The organism is Psychrobacter sp. WY6 (genome assembly GCF_018448495.1).
Lineage (GTDB): Bacteria > Pseudomonadota > Gammaproteobacteria > Pseudomonadales > Moraxellaceae > Psychrobacter.
Map to the genome: position 1 here is coordinate 1,576,178 of NZ_CP049902.1, position 16,775 is coordinate 1,592,952.

Below are 16,775 nucleotides of genomic sequence, written 5' to 3' on the forward strand. Positions count from 1 at the left end.
TTAGATGTTAGCAACTGTATTTACCACTCTAGCCTCTGTGTCATCGATTATAGGCTGAAGCAGCCAATCAATGCCACCCTCTTTGCTGCCTGTTTTGTCAGCTTCTCTCAACTTCGATAATGGCGCAATCACACTGGTTCGAGGTGTGGATGCCAAATGTGGATAGTCTTGACGATAGTGACCACCGCGACTCTCATAACGCTGATAAGCTGACTGAATAACCAACGTGGCTAATTGTAATTGTCGTGCTAATTGAAATAGTGCCAGCTCATTAGCAGTGATAGTGCCATCTAAAGTACTCATACTGGACTGATTTAACCTAGTTTTTTCAAGCCACTGTTGCCATTGCTGTATCTGTATTAATATTTGCTCTAATGATTCGGCATTTCGAGTGATACCCATATAAGAGGTCATTAAAACTTTTAATTCTGTGACTATTTTGCCCGCATAATCGCGGGTAACGATATCAGTGTCATCACAATGAGATAAATTAAATAGAATGGTAGGAGAAGAAGGAAGCTTAATAGTTTGAATATCTTTGAGCGTTGGTGCTGTCCAAATGGCAGTTGCTGATAAATGTAAATTATCATAAACGTCAACGGTATCTAGATTGTCTAATGCTTTTAAATATCGCGGTAAGTCAGCAGCGATATTGCGCCCAACGACTACGCATTCTAAAAGTGAATTACTTGCTAAGCGATTCGCACCATGCAAACCTGTATAGGCAACTTCGCCTGCGGCATATAAACCTATCACATCGCTCAAACCATTGGCGTCAGTAACCACGCCACCGCAACTATAATGCGCAGTCGGGGCAACGGGGATAGGTTCCCTAGTCATATCAATGCCGAGGTTGAATAATGTTTGATAAATCTGTGGGAAATGCTCCCGTAAAAACTGTTCTGGCAAATGACTGACATCTAAATGTACGTAGCCAAGCCCGTTATTACTGATCTGCTCAGCGATGGCGCGAGCGACGATATCGCGTGGTGCCAATTCTGCCCGCTCATCAATTTTTAACATAAAGCGCTTGCCAGTTTGCGGACAGGTCAGCCGCCCACCTTCACCGCGTAGTGCTTCCGATATCAAAAGCTGCTGTCATCTAACGCTAAACCTGTTGGATGAAATTGAATGAACTCCAAGTTTGCTAAGCGACAGCCTGCTTGCCATGCCATCATCACACCATCGCCAACACAGACATTTGGTGCACTGGCTCGCTTGAACAGTTGTCCTAAACCGCCACTAGCCAGTACGACTGCGTGACTATAAAAAGTCAGTTGTCGTTGATTATTATGATCAAAAACTTGCGCCCCTTGGCATTGCTTATTTGGATTGGCACTATTTGTTAAAAGGCTCAGCGCTTCATGATAAGGCAAAATAGTGATATTAGCAGCGTTTTGCGCCTTTATAGTCAAGGCTTCCATAATGTGTCGACCAGTCGCATCATCCGCATGTGCGACCCGCCTGCAACCATGCCCGCCTTCTTTGGTTAAATGTAAGTCGGCAGTTTGTAGTTCAGTCTGTAGTTTGGTGACAGGTTCTGCATTATCTTCTTGCGGTATTTGGGTAAAAGGCACACCTTGCTCACATAGCCATTGAACGGCCTGTTGCCCGGCACTTAAAATGCGACTGGTATTATTAGCTTCGCATAACCCTGCGCCAGCGATTAGGGTATCGGCAATATGGTCAGCGACAGAGTCCTCTTTATCCAAGCTTGCCGCGATGCCACCTTGGGCATAATGACTGGAGCAAATCTCTAAGGCGGCTTTGCTCAATACAGTAATATTCAGCGATTTTGGTAATGCTAGAGCCGTGCTTAAGCCTGCTAATCCCGCGCCAATGATAAGCACGTCCGTTTGTACTATAGCAGCAGGGCTATCGAGACCTAATGATTCCGCTGTCAATGCCGCGCTCATATTAGGCAGCCCCGACATTGGCAAATAACTCACGGTTTGACAATATCGCCGCTCGTTGCCACACGTTGCTTCTGCGTTTCGGCAAAATCAAGCATGCGTTGCAAGGGTTTTCTAGCCGCGACTGCCAGCTCAGGTGTCATTAATACTTCACCGCTATTATTGATCAGGCATTGCTCGATACCTTGTAGACCATTCATCGCCATCCATGGGCAAAACGCGCAACTCTTACAACTGGCGCTTTCACCTGCAGTAGGTGCAGCTAAGAAGCGCTTATATGGTGAGCGTTTTTGCATTTCGTGCAAAATACCCAAATCGGTGGGACGATAAAGGTATCGGCATCCATCTCATAAGTCGATTGCAACAGCTTACTGGTCGAGCCGACCACATCGGCGAGCGCCACCACGCTATCAGGGGATTCAGGATGCACCAATACTTTGGCGTTTGGATGATTCTCTTTTAATTGCATTAGCTCGGTCGATTTGAACTCATTATGTACGAGGCACGAGCCTTGCCAAAGCAGCATATCTGCGCCAGTCTCAGCAGCAATATATTTACCTAAATGGCGATCAGGCCCCCAAATAATTTTTTCACCATTCGCATGCAAATGGCGAATGATGTCGATGCCAACCGATGACGTCACCACCCAATCGGCACGGGCTTTGACGGCGGCGCTAGTATTGGCATAAACGACAACTGTACGCTCAGGGTGAGCATCACAAAATGCGGAGAACTCGTCAGCAGGGCAGCCCAAATCAAGCGAACACTCGGCTTCTAGGTCTGGCATCAGTACTGTTTTTTCCATACTTAAGATTTTCGCCGACTCACCCATGAAGCGGACACCAGCGACCACTAAGGTCTGGGCGCTATGCGCTTGCCCAAAGCGTGCCATCTCCAGCGAATCACCCCACAACCACCCGTTGCTAATGCCAAATCCTGAATAAAGGGGTCGACATAATAATGGGCGACCAATACCGCATCATGCGCTTTTAATAGCCGTTTGATGTTTTCCTCGACCATGAGACGTTCAGTACGCGGCAAGTCTGCTGGCATTTTAGCTTTGGCATATTCAATATTCATTTGTATTGCAATGCGATTGTCATTACTCATGATGGGCGCGTCGTAAGGATAAGTTTTCATAGATGCAAACCTTTTAGGCAGTAACGACAAGCAATATGCCGCTAAAAATAAGTCAATTAATATCGCTGGCTAGTCAGATGTTTTGATTATGCTCATTTTGAGCATAAATACAAGTATTTTTATACATTTATGATTTATAAAGACTCATTTTATATAATTACAACCACGAACTATGATAATCGTTGATTCAAGCTATACTGAGCAAATGGTCAACGGCTTAGCAGTTGAGCTTTATTTAATAATTAAAATAAAAGGTAATCACTAAAGTCATGACGTTGTCTTATTCACACGCGCATCAGCAAGGTAGTGGCACCACAGAAGTCGTGGCCGTGCTAGTCGCCATTACTGAGCATACCGCTCGGGTCTTAACCGTTGATCAAGGAAAGCTGTTACCCAATGGTCCGTTGATGCCGTTGCATCGCTCATTGCAAGCGGGTGTGCGTCAATGGGTTGAGGAGCAAACACAGCAACCACTTGGTTATTTGGAGCAGCTATATACCTTTGTCGATACCAATAGGCGCAACGTTGATGGTCATGCACTGGTCTACGTGAGCTATTTGGGACTGGTGCAAGAGACACAAACGCCGCAGCTACAAAGCCAAGCATTGTGGCACGATTGGTATGATTACTTTCCTTGGGAAAATCATTTGGATGGCATACCTAGCATCATTATGAATAATATTGTGCCAGCATTATTGAGCTGGGCAGATAGCGCTAAAGATTCAGGCATTCAGCAGCGCCGCCGTCAGCGTATTGGTTTATGTTGGGGTGTAAGTGAAGCGCTCTTAGTGGGTAATATGACCACAAGTGAAAATGCGGATAATGAATACACAGCCTATGAGCATTATGAAAATAGAGAGTGGGTCGCTGAGCATGTGTTACTGCGCTATGAGATGCTGTATGAAGCGGGACTGATACCGGAAGCACCAAACTATCCACCCAGCTATTCAATGAATCATCAAAGCGTTCATCAAAGTGCTCACCAACCGAGCCATCAGAATAAGCTACCTGAAAACTGGTCACAGCTCATTGGGGTGCCGATGTATTATGATCATCGCCGAGTGATTGCAACAGCTATTTCACGGCTGCGTGCCAAAATTGAATACCGACCGCTTATTTTTGGCTTGATGCCAGATGTATTTACCTTGTCACAATTACAACAAAGCGTAGAAGCGCTTTCAGGAGTGCGATTGCACAAGCAAAATTTCCGTCGTTTGCTAGATTCACAAAAACTTGTGATGGAAACAGGACAGAGTAGTAGCGCTCAACGTGGTCGTCCTGCCAAGCTTTATCGCTTTCGTCATGATATTGAACTACAAAGCTTATTGATGGATAGTAAGTTGCCTAAGCGTAAATAGGAGTTAATAGACTACCTTGCTACCTTGCTATCTTTATTTTTATGACTAAAAACCCTGTCGGCTGCCCAAAATGATGACGGTTCCTTGCGAGGCTGTTAACTTTACGCTATATTTATGCTCATTTTGAGTTTAATTGCATAAGCATATATGAACGCCACGTTTATTTAAGGGTTAAAGATGACAGTTAAAAAAGAACCAGCATTGGATGATGTATTGCTTAGACCTTTGGTTGAAGCTGCGCTAACTGAGGATTTGGGCAGACGCGGAGATGTCACATCACAAGCCACCATTCCAGCCGATATGCAAGCGAAGCTAGAGATTAAAGCGCGGCAAGCAGGCGTGATATGTGGTATGGATTTGGCACGTTTATCGTTTGCCATGGTTGATCCTCAGATTGAGTTTGTGGCTCAAGTTGCTGATGGTGAATGGGTTGATGCAGGTACAGTCTTGGCTAGTGTGCGTGGTAATGCGCGCCATTTACTGACAGCAGAACGTACCGCGCTCAATTTTATGACCCACTTGAGTGGCATTGCGACAGATACCAGAAAAATTGTAGATAGCGTTGCAGAGTATCCTGCGCAAATTACTTGTACACGTAAGACCATTCCTGGCTTGCGCATTGTACAAAAGTACGCGGTACGCTGCGGCGGCGGGCGCAACCATCGTTTGGGACTGGATGATGCTATTTTAATCAAAGACAATCATATTGCTATCGCTGGTGATATCAAGACTGCGATTAAACAAGCGCAAAACTTCGCTGGGCATTTAATTCCCATCGAAGTAGAAGTGGATACTTTAGAGCAGCTAGCGCAAGCATTAGATGCTGGTGTGAGCTTGGTGCTATTAGATAATATGTCCCCTGAAATACTAGCGCAGGCAGTAACGATGTGTAAAGGTCGTGCTAGAACAGAAGCTTCAGGTGGTATTACTCCTGAAACGGTGCAAGCAGCAGCAAAAACGGGTGTTGATTTTATTGCCATGGGTTATTTGACGCACAGTACCACGGCATTAGATATCGGTCTTGATTTTAGCGCATGATTTTCAACATGCCTGTCTCCACATACCTGTTTTAGCGATTAGGCTTTATGAGGTTATTTACCCACCAAATAGTGGCTGATAGGTCAATGTTGAGCCTCTATTTTCGTTGATAGTCTGCTGCCAGAAAGGTAAGCAAAGTTAATGATTTAATTAGCTTATCTGCCTATGATACAATATAAGCTACAAAGTTATTGTTAACCATCTATTGGGTCATCGTTGCACTCGCACGATGACCTTATCTTTTTGCCCGATTTGACTAATAGACAAGCGAGCGCTCAGTGAATACTGAAATCATCAAGATAATCTTAGCCTTTATGGTGCTGATTAATCCCTTTAGCGCTTTGACGTTTTTTGGATTTGACCCGTGGTTATTCAATGAATAATCGACGCAAAGTGGCGCGTGTTGCTTGTTTGACGATTTTTATCACTATTAGTTTCTTTACGGTAGCAGGCGAGACATTACTAAAAGCACTTGGTATTTCTATCGGCTCGTTTCAGCTGGCAGGTGGTATCTTGGTGTTTTTGATTGCTCTTAATATGATGAATGGCGACGGTAATCCCGTGAAGCCCGATCAAGAAAACTTCGATGTTGACCATGTACAAGACGCGCCGCCCACCATGGCTGCAGCAGTTGTGCCTATCGCTATTCCAATGATGATTGGACCAGGTGGTATCTCGACGGTGATTATTTATTCTTCACAAGTCTCTGGTATTTTGCAAGTATCTGCCATATTGATTGCTGGTTTATTTATCAGTCTGTTTTGTTATCTAGCACTGATGGCGGCAGGTCGTATCAGTCGCTTGCTGGGTGATACTGGATTGAACATCATGAGCCGAATTATGGGGATGTTATTGGCGGCAGTTTCTATCGAAATTATCGTTAATGGCTTACGCACTTTATTTCCTGATTTAGTGTAATGACGCTGCTACGTTATGTTTGTCCGTCAATTTTTTGATTTATTCCTTAATGGGCGTGTTCAGTATTCAACCCTAGCACTGACAGTGCCGATTTATGCATATTTAATACGCCCTAATGAAAAGCACGTGTTAACTCATATCAAATTTAAAAACCAAAGATTCGGTTAGAAGCCATTTTTGGAGAATAGTCATGTCTTAAGCTATGGCCAATTAATCACCAAAAGTATTCGAAAAAACACCATTCATAAAAATATGTTACAGTGGAGAGACAACTATTATCATAGGAGTTAGTCTTGAGTAATAAAAGAATTGCTATTTTAGGTGCAGGTCCAAGTGGTTTAGCACAATTACGCGCTTTTGAAGCAGCTCGTTTGGCTGGCGCAAAAAACTTACCTGAGATAGTGTGTTATGAAAAGCAAAACGCTATTGGTGGCATGTGGAACTATAGCTGGCGCACAGGATTAGACAGAAATGGTGAGCCTGTTCACGGTAGTATGTACCGTTATTTGTGGTCCAATGGTCCCAAAGAGTGCTTAGAATTTGCTGATTATTCGTTTGACGAGCATTTTGGTGAAGCGATCCCCTCATACCCACCGCGTGAAGTCCTAAAAGACTACATTATGGGGCGTATCGATAAACAAGATATCCAAAAATACATCCGCTTTGAATGCCCAGTACGTTGGGTATCATTTGATGATGAGACGCAAAAATTCACCGTGACGGTGATGAATCATAAAACCAATGAGCAAGTGGAAGAGTTTGATTATGTCGTCGTGGCGACGGGTCATTTTTCCACGCCCAACATGCCTTACTTTGAAGGGTTAGAAGCTTTCCCCGGTCGCATTCTGCACGCGCATGATTTTCGTGACGCCTTAGAATTCAAAGACGAAGATATTTTACTCATCGGCAGTAGTTATTCAGCCGAAGACATTGGCACGCAGTGTTATAAGTATGGTACCAAATCAGTCACTATCAGCTATCGCACGCAAGCGCTTGGCTATGATTGGCCAAAGGGTATCAAAGAAGTGCCTTTGGTCACCCATTTTGAAGAAGATGTGGCGCACTTTGCCGATGGTAGCAGCCAAAAATTTGATGCCATTATTATGTGTACCGGTTATCTATTTCATTTCCCCTTTATGCCCGATGAGTTACGTCTGCAAACGCATAACTGCTTATATCCAGCCAACTTGCACAAAGGGATTTTTTGGCAGCCAAACCCAAAGCTCATTTATTTAGGTATGCAGGATCAGTACTTCACCTTTAATATGTTTGACGCTCAAGCATGGTATGCACGCGATGTGATGATGGGCGATATCGAATTGCCTGAATTGGTACACCGTGAAGCAGATGAGAAAAAGTGGTTGGCAACTTACGCGAAGTGCGTGACGGTCAGCGATTCAATCGACTTTCAAGCCGCTTATATTCGTGATTTAACCAATGCGACCGATTATCCAGAATTTGCAGTTGAAAAACAGGGTGAAATCTTAAAAGAGTGGCAAAAAGACAAAGCCGATAATATCATGACCTTTAGAGAAAAGGCGTATCGCTCTACGTTAACAGGCACGCTATCGCCTGAGTTGCCAGAGCCTTGGTTGGACGTCCTTGATGACTCGCTTGAGCATTTTTTGAACTTAACCTTTGTTAAGCCTAAAAAGCGTAAAAAAGTATCGTAAATAGTAAAAGTGTCAGATTTCAAAAAGCCAAACGCATTTATACAAGGTGTTTGGCTTTTTTTATTCTTATATTAATATGTAGGGGCTGTGTTAATGGTTTAGTCTATCACCTATTTTTGCCTTTATCGTTGTTTTTAACTTTGGTACAAATGCCACGCCAAATACAACATCAGTATCCCTACCAAAGCATCGAGTATATTCCACGCTTTTGGTTTGGCAAATAATGGTTTGAGTAATCGCGCCCCATAACCCAACGCAAAAAAGAAAAAGAATGAGGCGCTGACTGCACCGACTGCAAATGCCAGCTTACTACTAGCACCCGTTGAAACCATACCAACGAGTACCAATGTATCTAAGTAGACGTGTGGGTTAAGCCAAGTAAAGCCAAAACATAATAACAGGGCTTTTTTTAAGCTAGTGACGACTTGTCCCTCGACGGTGAGTGCATGTGTGACGCGCACACTGGCATATAAGCTCTGCAATCCATAGCCTAGCAAGAATACGACGCCAGCGAATTTTGCGATATTGACCACTTGCGGATATTGCGCCGTGACCGCGCCAAAACCGCCAACGCCAGCAGAGATTAATAGCGCATCACTGACCGCGCAAAATAAGCAGACAAAAAATATGTGCTCGCGTTTGAGTCCTTGTTTGAGTACAAAGGCGTTTTGTGAGCCAATCGCGATGATGAGCGATAGCCCAAGTAAGAATCCAGAGGTGTAGTCGGTCGCATTCATAATAGTGTGCTTAGCATGGGGCGGATGAGAGGTGTTGACATTTTGCTTACTGGCAGCGCGGTAAAAAGCTGTTAAGATACGCTATTGGATAAATCTATGCAATACGAGCGCAATAAGCGTGCACGGGACGAGGGGCAAGGTAGGTCATGGTGGTAAGTCTGACAAGAATGCTAAAGTCATTTGGGCAAGCTCAAGATGACCTGCCAACGCTAGCAGCCAAAAATGCTCAGGAGATGGCTATCAGTCAAGATATAGAGGTGACTGATAATAATAGTACAAACAATGATAAAAACGATCAAGCTGTCAGTCAGCGTTCTGTACTGACGCCGCCTGAGCGCAGCGAACGTATTTGTGATGCTTTGGCGCAAGTGAGTGATATCAGAACGCCGACACCTTTGACTGATCGCTACCTGTCCAATCGCGCTCAGATGCGCCCGACCAATAGACCACCTTTTGACCCCGATACTTTATGGTATCTCAAACATGGACGCTGCCCGATTATGACTGAGCTTGTTGATGTGGTCGATGAAGCCACCCTAAACGCCATGCCCATCGAGGCGGTTGCGATACTAGACCGTATCAATGGTAAGTTAAAACGCTATCGTGAGTGGAGCAGTGAGCTCAACGAACAGCAGCAACAGCAACATAATGAACGCCAATTTGTCATCGATAAGCTGGTGTCAGAGAGCATTCCAGAAGCGCTACATCATTATGAGCAATTACAGCGTTTTAGCCCGCACCGTACCAAAAACAATATGGTGCAAGGAAAAATGACGGCAGGTGACATGCTGACGGATTTGTTTTTAGAGATTGATTATGAGCTTGATGAATTGTTAGACGAGCTGCATCAAACGGTGATGAATCGTTTGGCTTCAACGCACCGTTATGTCAAAAGCCGGACAAAAAGTTAATTACTAATAGATAATGGCTGTTAATTGGCATTATAAAATTAACATAATTCAGAGCTGTGATTAAATTGGGGACACGCCCTAACATGGTTTTCACACAAGCGACGTAATGCATAACAATATAGGGCTTTAATAGAGCCTTATTTTTTTGTTTAATAATAACTATCTATCTTATTTAGAATAATAAGAAATTTACCAAGCTATTTAGCCAAGCCATTTTATTCAACAATTAGGATACTCTAATGACTCAAGTTACTGCGATGTTTGTCATGTTCATTTTATATGGAGTGTTACCAGTCGCTGGGTTATATCTTGGGTATCGTGGTATCAAAAAAATGACTGCGCCTAAGATGCTTGAGTACAAAGCGATGCCGCAATTGGGTTACATCCCAGAAAAAAGCTTGCCTGTTGAAGTCAAAACAGCACTCGACCAAATCAATGAAAAAGGGGAGAAGCTGCGAGTCATTTATGGCGATACCAATAATGATGGCAAGATAGACGATAAAGACACGGTCAATGAAACCTACATTATGATTCAAAACCTAATGGACAGACATGTGCCACTTGCTGTGACTGACTATCGCCGCTTGCACGACTTAGATATGGGGGAGGGCGCGCGCGCTGACACGACCAAAATTAAGCACTCTAATGTGACTGGAAAAGAAGCGCTATTAGATGTATTGCGTACCATTAATACTCAGTTTGATGATTTATTGAATGCCTCTTATCATCAAGATGGTCAAAAGCTGCTCGCGACCAACCGCTATCTACAAAAACGCTTTAATAATCCTGCTACTACGACAGATATGCAAAAGCTCGATAGCAATGTTAGTAGTGTCAGTAGTGCTAATATAGAAATTAAAGCGATTGAAGATCCAACTGGCGCAACTGGTGAGAATGTGAGTGCTGAGAATATTAAACTGTAAAGGCAAAGTGGTTTGATTAAACGATGAAGAGTAAGGGTATATGAGCATCTTAATAGGCATTGGCATTGTAACGACCGTTACCACCTTTTATTTGGGTAAAAAAGGCTGGCATGCGCTGCACAAAGCGGTCGGTATTTCGCCAGGTGTACTCACTTATCAGGATTATGATGCACCGTTGTCATTGTCCAAACTCAGTTGGCAGCAACTAAATTTAAATAAAAAATACCTGAAAGATTTGTCAGAGCCACAGCTGCGCCAATTAAAACGTATCGATGAAAAAGTAACCCGCTATCAAGTGTATCAAAAATCACTACAAGCTCAGCATAAAACGCCTGCCGTAACCGAGCAACAGTTTGTATTGAATAAGATGTTGCACACTAGGCTGCCTGAAATGCTTGCCAGTCATCATCATCTAGCGAATATTAATATAAGCGCTGACAATGCAGATAATGAAAAAAAGGCAGAAGCCAATCAGTTATTACAGCAGGTATTTAATAATATTGAGCAGCGTCTAGATAGATTATTAGAACAAATGGGAAGTCAGCAGTTACAAGAACTACGAGTAATGAGGAATTATATTAATAGCCACGATAGCTAAATATAAGTCGTCAGGTTGACAACGACTTTTTGTAAAACTTATATAAAAAAGCTGCCAATGATTATTCATCATTGGCAGCTTTTTTGTGGTCTACTTTAAAACTATTGAAGATTCAAAGTCACACTACATTTTACATTTAGGCGATTAACGCTTGTCGTTGCGGTCACGAGTATTGCGCGTACCACGGCTGGCAGGGCTAGCACTACTTTTAGGCTTCGCGCTGCTGTTACGATTGTCGCTACCACTGCGGCTATCGCTACGACTGTCAGTAGCGCGACGCGCTTTAAGCGGCTTGCTTCTGATACGCTCTTGCTTCTCTTTCGCTGCGCCATGCAGACCCGTACCATAACGAGGACGCAAGCTCACTAGATCGGTCAACGTATTGATGTCTTTTCTGTCGAGTTCTAAGAAACGACCAGTACGTAGCTCTTTTGGTAGAGCAATCGTACCGTAACGCGTGCGCAGTAGACGGCTTACTTTCAGGCCTTGTGATTCAAACAAGCGACGTACTTCACGGTTACGACCTTCTTTTAGTTGGACGTGATACCACTTGTTGACGCCTTCACCACCGCCTTCTTTGATATCTTCAAACTTTGCAAGGCCATCTTCTAGCATAACGCCAGCCGTTAATGCACGTGCAATTTCAGGCGTGACTTCACCCAATACACGTACTGCGTACTCGCGAGTGACTTCACCAGACGGATGCATCAAGCGATGCGCCATCTCACCATCATTGGTAAACAATAATAGCCCGGTTGAATTGATGTCCAAGCGACCAACCATCACCCAGCGATCATGAGTCAGTTTTGGTAAACGCTCAAAAACGGTTGGACGACCTTCTGGATCTTTAGCAGAGCAGACTTCGCCTTCAGGTTTGTAGTAAGCGATAACACGGCGACGCTTTTCGTTTTCAGAGGTGTATTTGATCTGACGACCGTCAACGCGAATCTCATCGCCTTGCTCGACGCGATCACCAATGGTCGCAGGTCCGTTATTAACAGTAACACGCCCTGATTTTATGACTTCTTCCATTTGACGGCGTGAGCCAAGACCCATACGGGCGAGGGCTTTCTGTAATTTTTCATCTTTCATAATCATGTCCTTGAGTCGGTGGGTTTACATTTCTCAATGTAAAAAATTGGATTGACTATTCTACGCTATTTTGATGACTTTAGCACGCAAACCAGTATCTACAAACGGTATCAATTTATCGTTTTACATTAATAAAAGAAAGTTTGCTAAATTAAAAGAGATTTCTAAAATAAAAGTTGATTAGGGTGTTGTGAAACTAAGCTATTTGCACACAAATGCTTATATTTATTTTTTAATAAAACAGTAAGTTCTCTAAGTATTATTAAGATCAGTTAAGCAGCATAACCAATACCAAATTTCTATTTTCGGCAGCATGAACCGTAAAAAACTGCTAACACCTTTTAATATGTCCTCCTATTTAGATTTTTCTGTCTTTTTGTTTTTATTGATATGCGCTATACATTATTTACGAGAAGGGCTTGCGTAAAATAAATTAACTAAAAAAACTGTTCTTACATCAATGTTTATAAATATTGCGTTATGTATAGTTTAGGTGTATATTCAATAAATACATCCTTTTTTATGAATATATTGATAGCAGCAAGGCACTTATTTTTGATTCACGAATATAAATATGAGTAACTGTTATGGTTTATAAATATTTCATTTCTGTACAAAAGCGCTCCTTAATAGCGAGTGCGTCTTGCTTATTGCTGACAGTATTACTCAGCAGTTGCACCATAAATTCAGGACTTCAGTCTGGAAAATTACCTGAGTCAGGGACATTCACTGCAGAAAACGGTCTACAATTCTATATTCAACCTTTGAGTTTGGCTAATCTACCACCTAAAGAAGCCGTCAATCTTGATCGAGATTTATATCATTTAGTAAAAACATCTGGGCGTGTCAGCTATGGCATTGCTAAAGGGGATGTTCTCAATATTATCCTGACCAATTATCCAGATATTAACGCCTCAACGTCTAGTCTGACCGTTGACCAGCAAGGGTTTATACAATTCCCCTTAATAGGGAGAGTCAAAGCCAGTGGTCTCAGTGTGCCGCAGTTCACTGCCACTTTGCAAAGCAAGCTTCAACGCTATCTCAAATACTCAGATCCTCAGGTCAAAATCATCAACTACCGTGGTAGTAAGTTTTTCGTAGATGGTGAGGTCAAGCAGTCTGGTGAGTTTGTTATCGCAGATGTGCCCATCTCTATATGGCGCTATTTCTATGGCGGGTGGTACGACTGATACGGGTGATTCAAACCATATCGTATTAAACCGTCAAGGCAAAAGTTACAAGCTCGGTATCCAATCATTAAATCAAATGGGGCTGTCTGCCAATCAAATATACTTACAAGACGGCGATGCTATTCATGTCAATAGCCAAAGCCGCAATAAGGTCTATGTATTGGGAGAATTTGGCAAAATTGAGCCCGTTGCTATTCCTGAGCAAGGGCTGAGCCTAGCGCATGTATTAGGTGAGTCAAATGGATTGAATTCTAATACGGCCAATGCGGCCAAAGTATATATCGTTCGGGATAATCCAAAGTATCAATACACCAATATTTATTATGTCGACATGCAGAGCATCACAAGTTTTGCTTTGGCCAGTCGTTTTGACATGCAAGCCAATGACATCCTTTATGTTGATCCAACTGGCTTGGCGCGCTGGAACCGTATTATCAGCGCCATACTGCCTTCAACATCAGCAATCAATGTGATTTCAGGGATATAGGAGTCAGTCATGCGAGCGTTTGATCAGATCTTGGTTGTTTGTGTTGGCAATATATGCCGCAGCCCGATGGCCGCTGCCATATTAACGGCATATTATCCAGAAACACATCGACTCTGCTGGTCTGTCAGCGCTCGTAGGTCACGCAGCTGATGCCAAAGCGGTTGCATTGATGGCTACTCATAATATAGACATCAGTGCTCATATCGCCAAGCAAATTGATGAAGCATTAGTCAGTCAGTCAGATTTAATTTTGACGATGACAACCAGCCAAACCAAATGGATTGAAAGTCAGTGGCCGCACTGTCGCGGAAAAATCTTTCGAATTGGGCATTGGCTTGATAAAGATATTGCTGACCCTTATCAGCAGGATGACTCAGCATTTGAGAAGAGTAGACAAGATATTATCGATAGTCTTGAACAATGGACTGACAAGATTAGCGACGCGCCATCGATTAGAGCGTTGAAGTTCAGCGAATGCTATTAAACGATCAACATTGAGCGATGAGTATTGGTTATGAATAATATGGATTCAAAAGACCTATCAACGTCTACGGGCGAAAAAAACAATGACGACATCGATTTAATGGCGCTGGCTTTAGTATTGTTACGTGGTTGGAAAATTATTGCTCTCATGGCGATATTGGGGCTTTTACTAGGGCTTTTGTATACCCGCTATGTGAATCCCATCTATAAATCAGATGCGCTGATACAGATTGAAGAAAATACTCAAGGAATAGAGGCGCTTGGTGAGAGTATCTCAGAGTTGGTTGGTGCAGAAGTTAGCAAAGCGGAGACAGAAGCAGAGCTGATACGATCACGTATGATATTGGAGCCGGTGGTTGAGCTATTGCACCTACGCATTAAGCTAACAGATCCCAATATTGGTCATCTTGATAGAATAAAAAGCAATCGTACTTACACGCAATTAAACACACCGGATGATGTGTCACTTGATACCGAAAATGGCATAGTAAAAGTCCGCCAATTTGATGTATCACCAGCGTACTTGAACCAACCTTTTACACTAACAAAATCTGCTACAGGGTTTGTTTTGAGCAATGGGTTTGATGAATTTAAAGGTCAGCTTGGTCAGGCGCATCAGTTCAAAGGGTTGGACGGTCAGATTAATATTACTGTCACAGAGTTACCTGCTGATGGTTACCCAATTAATATTAGTAAGCAGACGATAAAGGCTGCGACTGACGCTATCAACGGCGCCTTATCCGTTGAAGAAAAAGGTCAAAAAACGGGGATTATTCAGCTGTCGATGACGGGTCCCAACCAAGAGCAAATCACGACTATACTCAATCAGATTGTCCAATCCTACGTCGATCAAAACCAATCTCGTGGCTCTGAAGAAACGACCAAAACACTTGCCTTTATGGAAACGCAGATACCTCTATTAAAAGAAAAATTAGAGACTTCTGAAGCACTGTTTAATGACTTTCGTAAAAAATGGCACGATTGATGTGGGTAAAGAAGCTGAATTGTTATTGAATGAGAAGTCGCGCATTGAGGAGCAGCTCAATGAGCTTAGACTCAAAAAAGCAGACCTAACTACTTATTACACCGAAGAACATCCACTGGTCATTCAAATTAATGAACAGCTCAAAGTGCTGAATAATAGAATAAGAGAGATAGACAATACCATTGCAGGTCTCCCTGAAATACAGCGAGAGTTTTTAAAGCTGTCAGAAGATACCGCCATCAATCGAGAAATCTATCTGACGCTGCTCAAAAACTATGAGCAACTTAAAATCGTCAAGGCTGGTCAAATCGGCTATGCCCGTATTATCGATTCACCGACCAGCACCTTTAATGCCATTGCACCAAATAAACTACAAATCCTGATGCTGACCACATTGATAGGCATGATGTTTGGGGTGATGATGGTGCTCTTGAAGAACCTTGTTAGAAATGTCGTAAAAGATCCAGAGCATTTAGAGGTCACAACGGGCATCCCTGTCATCGCAACGATTCCACGCTCACCCTTACTGTCGAGGTTGAGTAAAAAGAAGAATACCACCCCTCGCATGCTCGCTCATGTTGATCACAGTAGTTTGAGTTATGAGGCGATCAAAAGCTTAAGAACCAATTTGATGTTTGGTATGCCAATGGGGACAGCGGTCGGGCAGCCCGCGCAAGTCATATTGATTACTGGGGAGAGCCCTGGTGTGGGCAAGTCGTTTATCGCTGCCAATTTATCAGAGGTATTTGCCCAGCTCAACAAAAAAGTCTTGGTCATAGATGGTGACATGCGCTTAGGTGAGCTGCATAAAATGTTTAATATGAGCCAACATGATGGTCTTGCCGATTATTTGTTGCAGGATAAAAAGCATTTTTCTCCGATTGATGGTACTCGATCAGACAGTGAGGTTCCTAGCTTAGGGGTCGAAAGCTTTATTCACCCCACTGGTATGGAGTTGATTGATTTCATACCGCGCGGACGGCAACCGCATAATCCCACCTCCTTATTGATGGGCGAAAAATTCAATCATTTGATGGCAGAATTAAAAACTCAATACGATTATATTGTCATCGACTCACCCCCGATATTGGCGGCGTCAGATGCTATGGTACTTGCGCAACATGCAGACAAAGTACTCATCGTTACGAAGTTTAATCATTCAATAGAAGGGCAGCTGGTTTATGCGATCAAGCAAATGAATAAAGCCAATGTACAAGTAGATGGCATTATTCTCAATGATGTACAGCAGGGTCTTATGGATAAATATAGCTACCATTATCATTATGCCTATGGAGATAACCGCTAGTTTGCGTGGTTGTCGCTCATAAG

General features: G+C 43.1%; 16 protein-coding genes and 2 pseudogenes. 13 read left to right on the forward strand and 5 right to left on the reverse strand.

The window, feature by feature from the left end; translation table 11 throughout:
- The 3 genes and pseudogenes from G7Y90_RS18455 to nadA form a co-directional block, all read right to left on the reverse strand.
- Nucleotides 1–1,089: an FAD-binding protein gene (locus G7Y90_RS18455; protein WP_349773405.1), complete on the reverse strand. Its 1,089-nt coding sequence runs from the start codon at nucleotides 1,087–1,089 to the stop codon at nucleotides 1–3.
- Complete coding sequence (locus tag G7Y90_RS18460) at nucleotides 1,086–1,949, reverse strand: FAD-dependent oxidoreductase (RefSeq protein WP_349773406.1); 864 nt, start codon at nucleotides 1,947–1,949, stop codon at nucleotides 1,086–1,088. Before G7Y90_RS18460 ends, G7Y90_RS18455 begins: the two co-directional genes overlap by 4 nt.
- A pseudogene (gene nadA / locus G7Y90_RS07950) lies at nucleotides 1,946–3,053 on the reverse strand (quinolinate synthase NadA). Before nadA ends, G7Y90_RS18460 begins: the two are co-directional and overlap by 4 nt.
- Nucleotides 3,054–3,322: 269 nt before the next feature.
- On the opposite strand from nadA, the gene G7Y90_RS07955 reads away from it, so the two are divergent.
- The 4 genes and pseudogenes from G7Y90_RS07955 to G7Y90_RS07970 all read left to right on the forward strand — a co-directional run bounded on the left by G7Y90_RS07955 (nucleotide 3,323) and on the right by G7Y90_RS07970 (nucleotide 8,040).
- Nucleotides 3,323–4,411 (forward strand): NUDIX hydrolase, encoded by a 1,089-nt coding sequence (locus tag G7Y90_RS07955; protein WP_250163845.1) that lies wholly within the window; start codon nucleotides 3,323–3,325, stop codon nucleotides 4,409–4,411.
- 177 nt (nucleotides 4,412–4,588) lie between these two features.
- Nucleotides 4,589–5,449 carry a carboxylating nicotinate-nucleotide diphosphorylase gene (gene nadC / locus G7Y90_RS07960; RefSeq protein WP_045444787.1) on the forward strand — a complete coding sequence of 287 codons (861 nt, stop codon included), beginning with the start codon at nucleotides 4,589–4,591 and terminating at the stop codon, nucleotides 5,447–5,449.
- A gap of 314 nt (nucleotides 5,450–5,763) precedes the next feature.
- A pseudogene (locus G7Y90_RS07965) lies at nucleotides 5,764–6,367 on the forward strand (MarC family protein).
- Nucleotides 6,368–6,660: 293 nt separating this feature from the next.
- Complete coding sequence (locus G7Y90_RS07970; protein WP_250163846.1) at nucleotides 6,661–8,040, forward strand: trimethylamine monooxygenase; 1,380 nt, start codon at nucleotides 6,661–6,663, stop codon at nucleotides 8,038–8,040.
- Nucleotides 8,041–8,174: 134 nt separating this feature from the next.
- On the opposite strand, the gene G7Y90_RS07975 is transcribed toward G7Y90_RS07970, so the two are convergent.
- Entirely contained in the window at nucleotides 8,175–8,777 is a 603-nt protein-coding gene (locus G7Y90_RS07975) for a LysE/ArgO family amino acid transporter (protein WP_201559948.1), read from the reverse strand.
- Between the two features lie 146 nt (nucleotides 8,778–8,923).
- On the opposite strand from G7Y90_RS07975, the gene G7Y90_RS07980 reads away from it, so the two are divergent.
- The 3 genes from G7Y90_RS07980 to G7Y90_RS07990 all read left to right on the forward strand — a co-directional run bounded on the left by G7Y90_RS07980 (nucleotide 8,924) and on the right by G7Y90_RS07990 (nucleotide 11,209).
- Entirely contained in the window at nucleotides 8,924–9,688 is a 765-nt protein-coding gene (locus G7Y90_RS07980; RefSeq protein ID WP_250163847.1) for a hypothetical protein, read from the forward strand.
- Between the two features lie 239 nt (nucleotides 9,689–9,927).
- Complete coding sequence (locus G7Y90_RS07985) at nucleotides 9,928–10,611, forward strand: hypothetical protein (RefSeq protein ID WP_250163848.1); 684 nt, start codon at nucleotides 9,928–9,930, stop codon at nucleotides 10,609–10,611.
- A gap of 40 nt (nucleotides 10,612–10,651) precedes the next feature.
- Entirely contained in the window at nucleotides 10,652–11,209 is a 558-nt protein-coding gene (locus G7Y90_RS07990) for a hypothetical protein (RefSeq protein ID WP_201559945.1), read from the forward strand.
- 144 nt (nucleotides 11,210–11,353) lie between these two features.
- Here the strand turns inward: G7Y90_RS07990 and rluB are convergent, their stop codons facing one another.
- Nucleotides 11,354–12,301, reverse strand: coding sequence for a 23S rRNA pseudouridine(2605) synthase RluB (gene rluB / locus G7Y90_RS07995; protein WP_045444804.1), 948 nt, complete (start codon nucleotides 12,299–12,301; stop codon nucleotides 11,354–11,356).
- Nucleotides 12,302–12,888: 587 nt separating this feature from the next.
- Between rluB and G7Y90_RS08000 the strand changes: the two genes are divergently transcribed.
- The 6 genes from G7Y90_RS08000 to G7Y90_RS08020 are packed head-to-tail and all read left to right on the forward strand — an operon-like array spanning nucleotide 12,889 to nucleotide 16,752.
- On the forward strand, nucleotides 12,889–13,491 hold the full coding sequence (locus tag G7Y90_RS08000; RefSeq protein ID WP_250163849.1) for a polysaccharide biosynthesis/export family protein: 603 nt from the start codon (nucleotides 12,889–12,891) through the stop codon (nucleotides 13,489–13,491).
- Entirely contained in the window at nucleotides 13,472–13,978 is a 507-nt protein-coding gene (locus tag G7Y90_RS08005) for a polysaccharide biosynthesis/export family protein (protein ID WP_250163850.1), read from the forward strand. The genes G7Y90_RS08000 and G7Y90_RS08005 overlap by 20 nt, the downstream gene beginning before the upstream one ends.
- 9 nt (nucleotides 13,979–13,987) lie before the next feature.
- A complete protein-coding gene (locus tag G7Y90_RS18940; protein WP_502937409.1) occupies nucleotides 13,988–14,128 on the forward strand; it encodes an arsenate reductase/protein-tyrosine-phosphatase family protein in 141 nt (46 codons plus the stop codon).
- On the forward strand, nucleotides 14,100–14,462 hold the full coding sequence (locus G7Y90_RS08010) for an arsenate reductase/protein-tyrosine-phosphatase family protein (RefSeq protein ID WP_502937423.1): 363 nt from the start codon (nucleotides 14,100–14,102) through the stop codon (nucleotides 14,460–14,462). The genes G7Y90_RS18940 and G7Y90_RS08010 overlap by 29 nt, the downstream gene beginning before the upstream one ends.
- A gap of 30 nt (nucleotides 14,463–14,492) precedes the next feature.
- Nucleotides 14,493–15,446 carry a Wzz/FepE/Etk N-terminal domain-containing protein gene (locus G7Y90_RS08015; RefSeq protein ID WP_250163851.1) on the forward strand — a complete coding sequence of 318 codons (954 nt, stop codon included), beginning with the start codon at nucleotides 14,493–14,495 and terminating at the stop codon, nucleotides 15,444–15,446.
- Nucleotides 15,418–16,752, forward strand: coding sequence for a polysaccharide biosynthesis tyrosine autokinase (locus G7Y90_RS08020; protein WP_250163852.1), 1,335 nt, complete (start codon nucleotides 15,418–15,420; stop codon nucleotides 16,750–16,752). Before G7Y90_RS08015 ends, G7Y90_RS08020 begins: the two co-directional genes overlap by 29 nt.
- Nucleotides 16,753–16,775 lie beyond the last annotated feature (23 nt).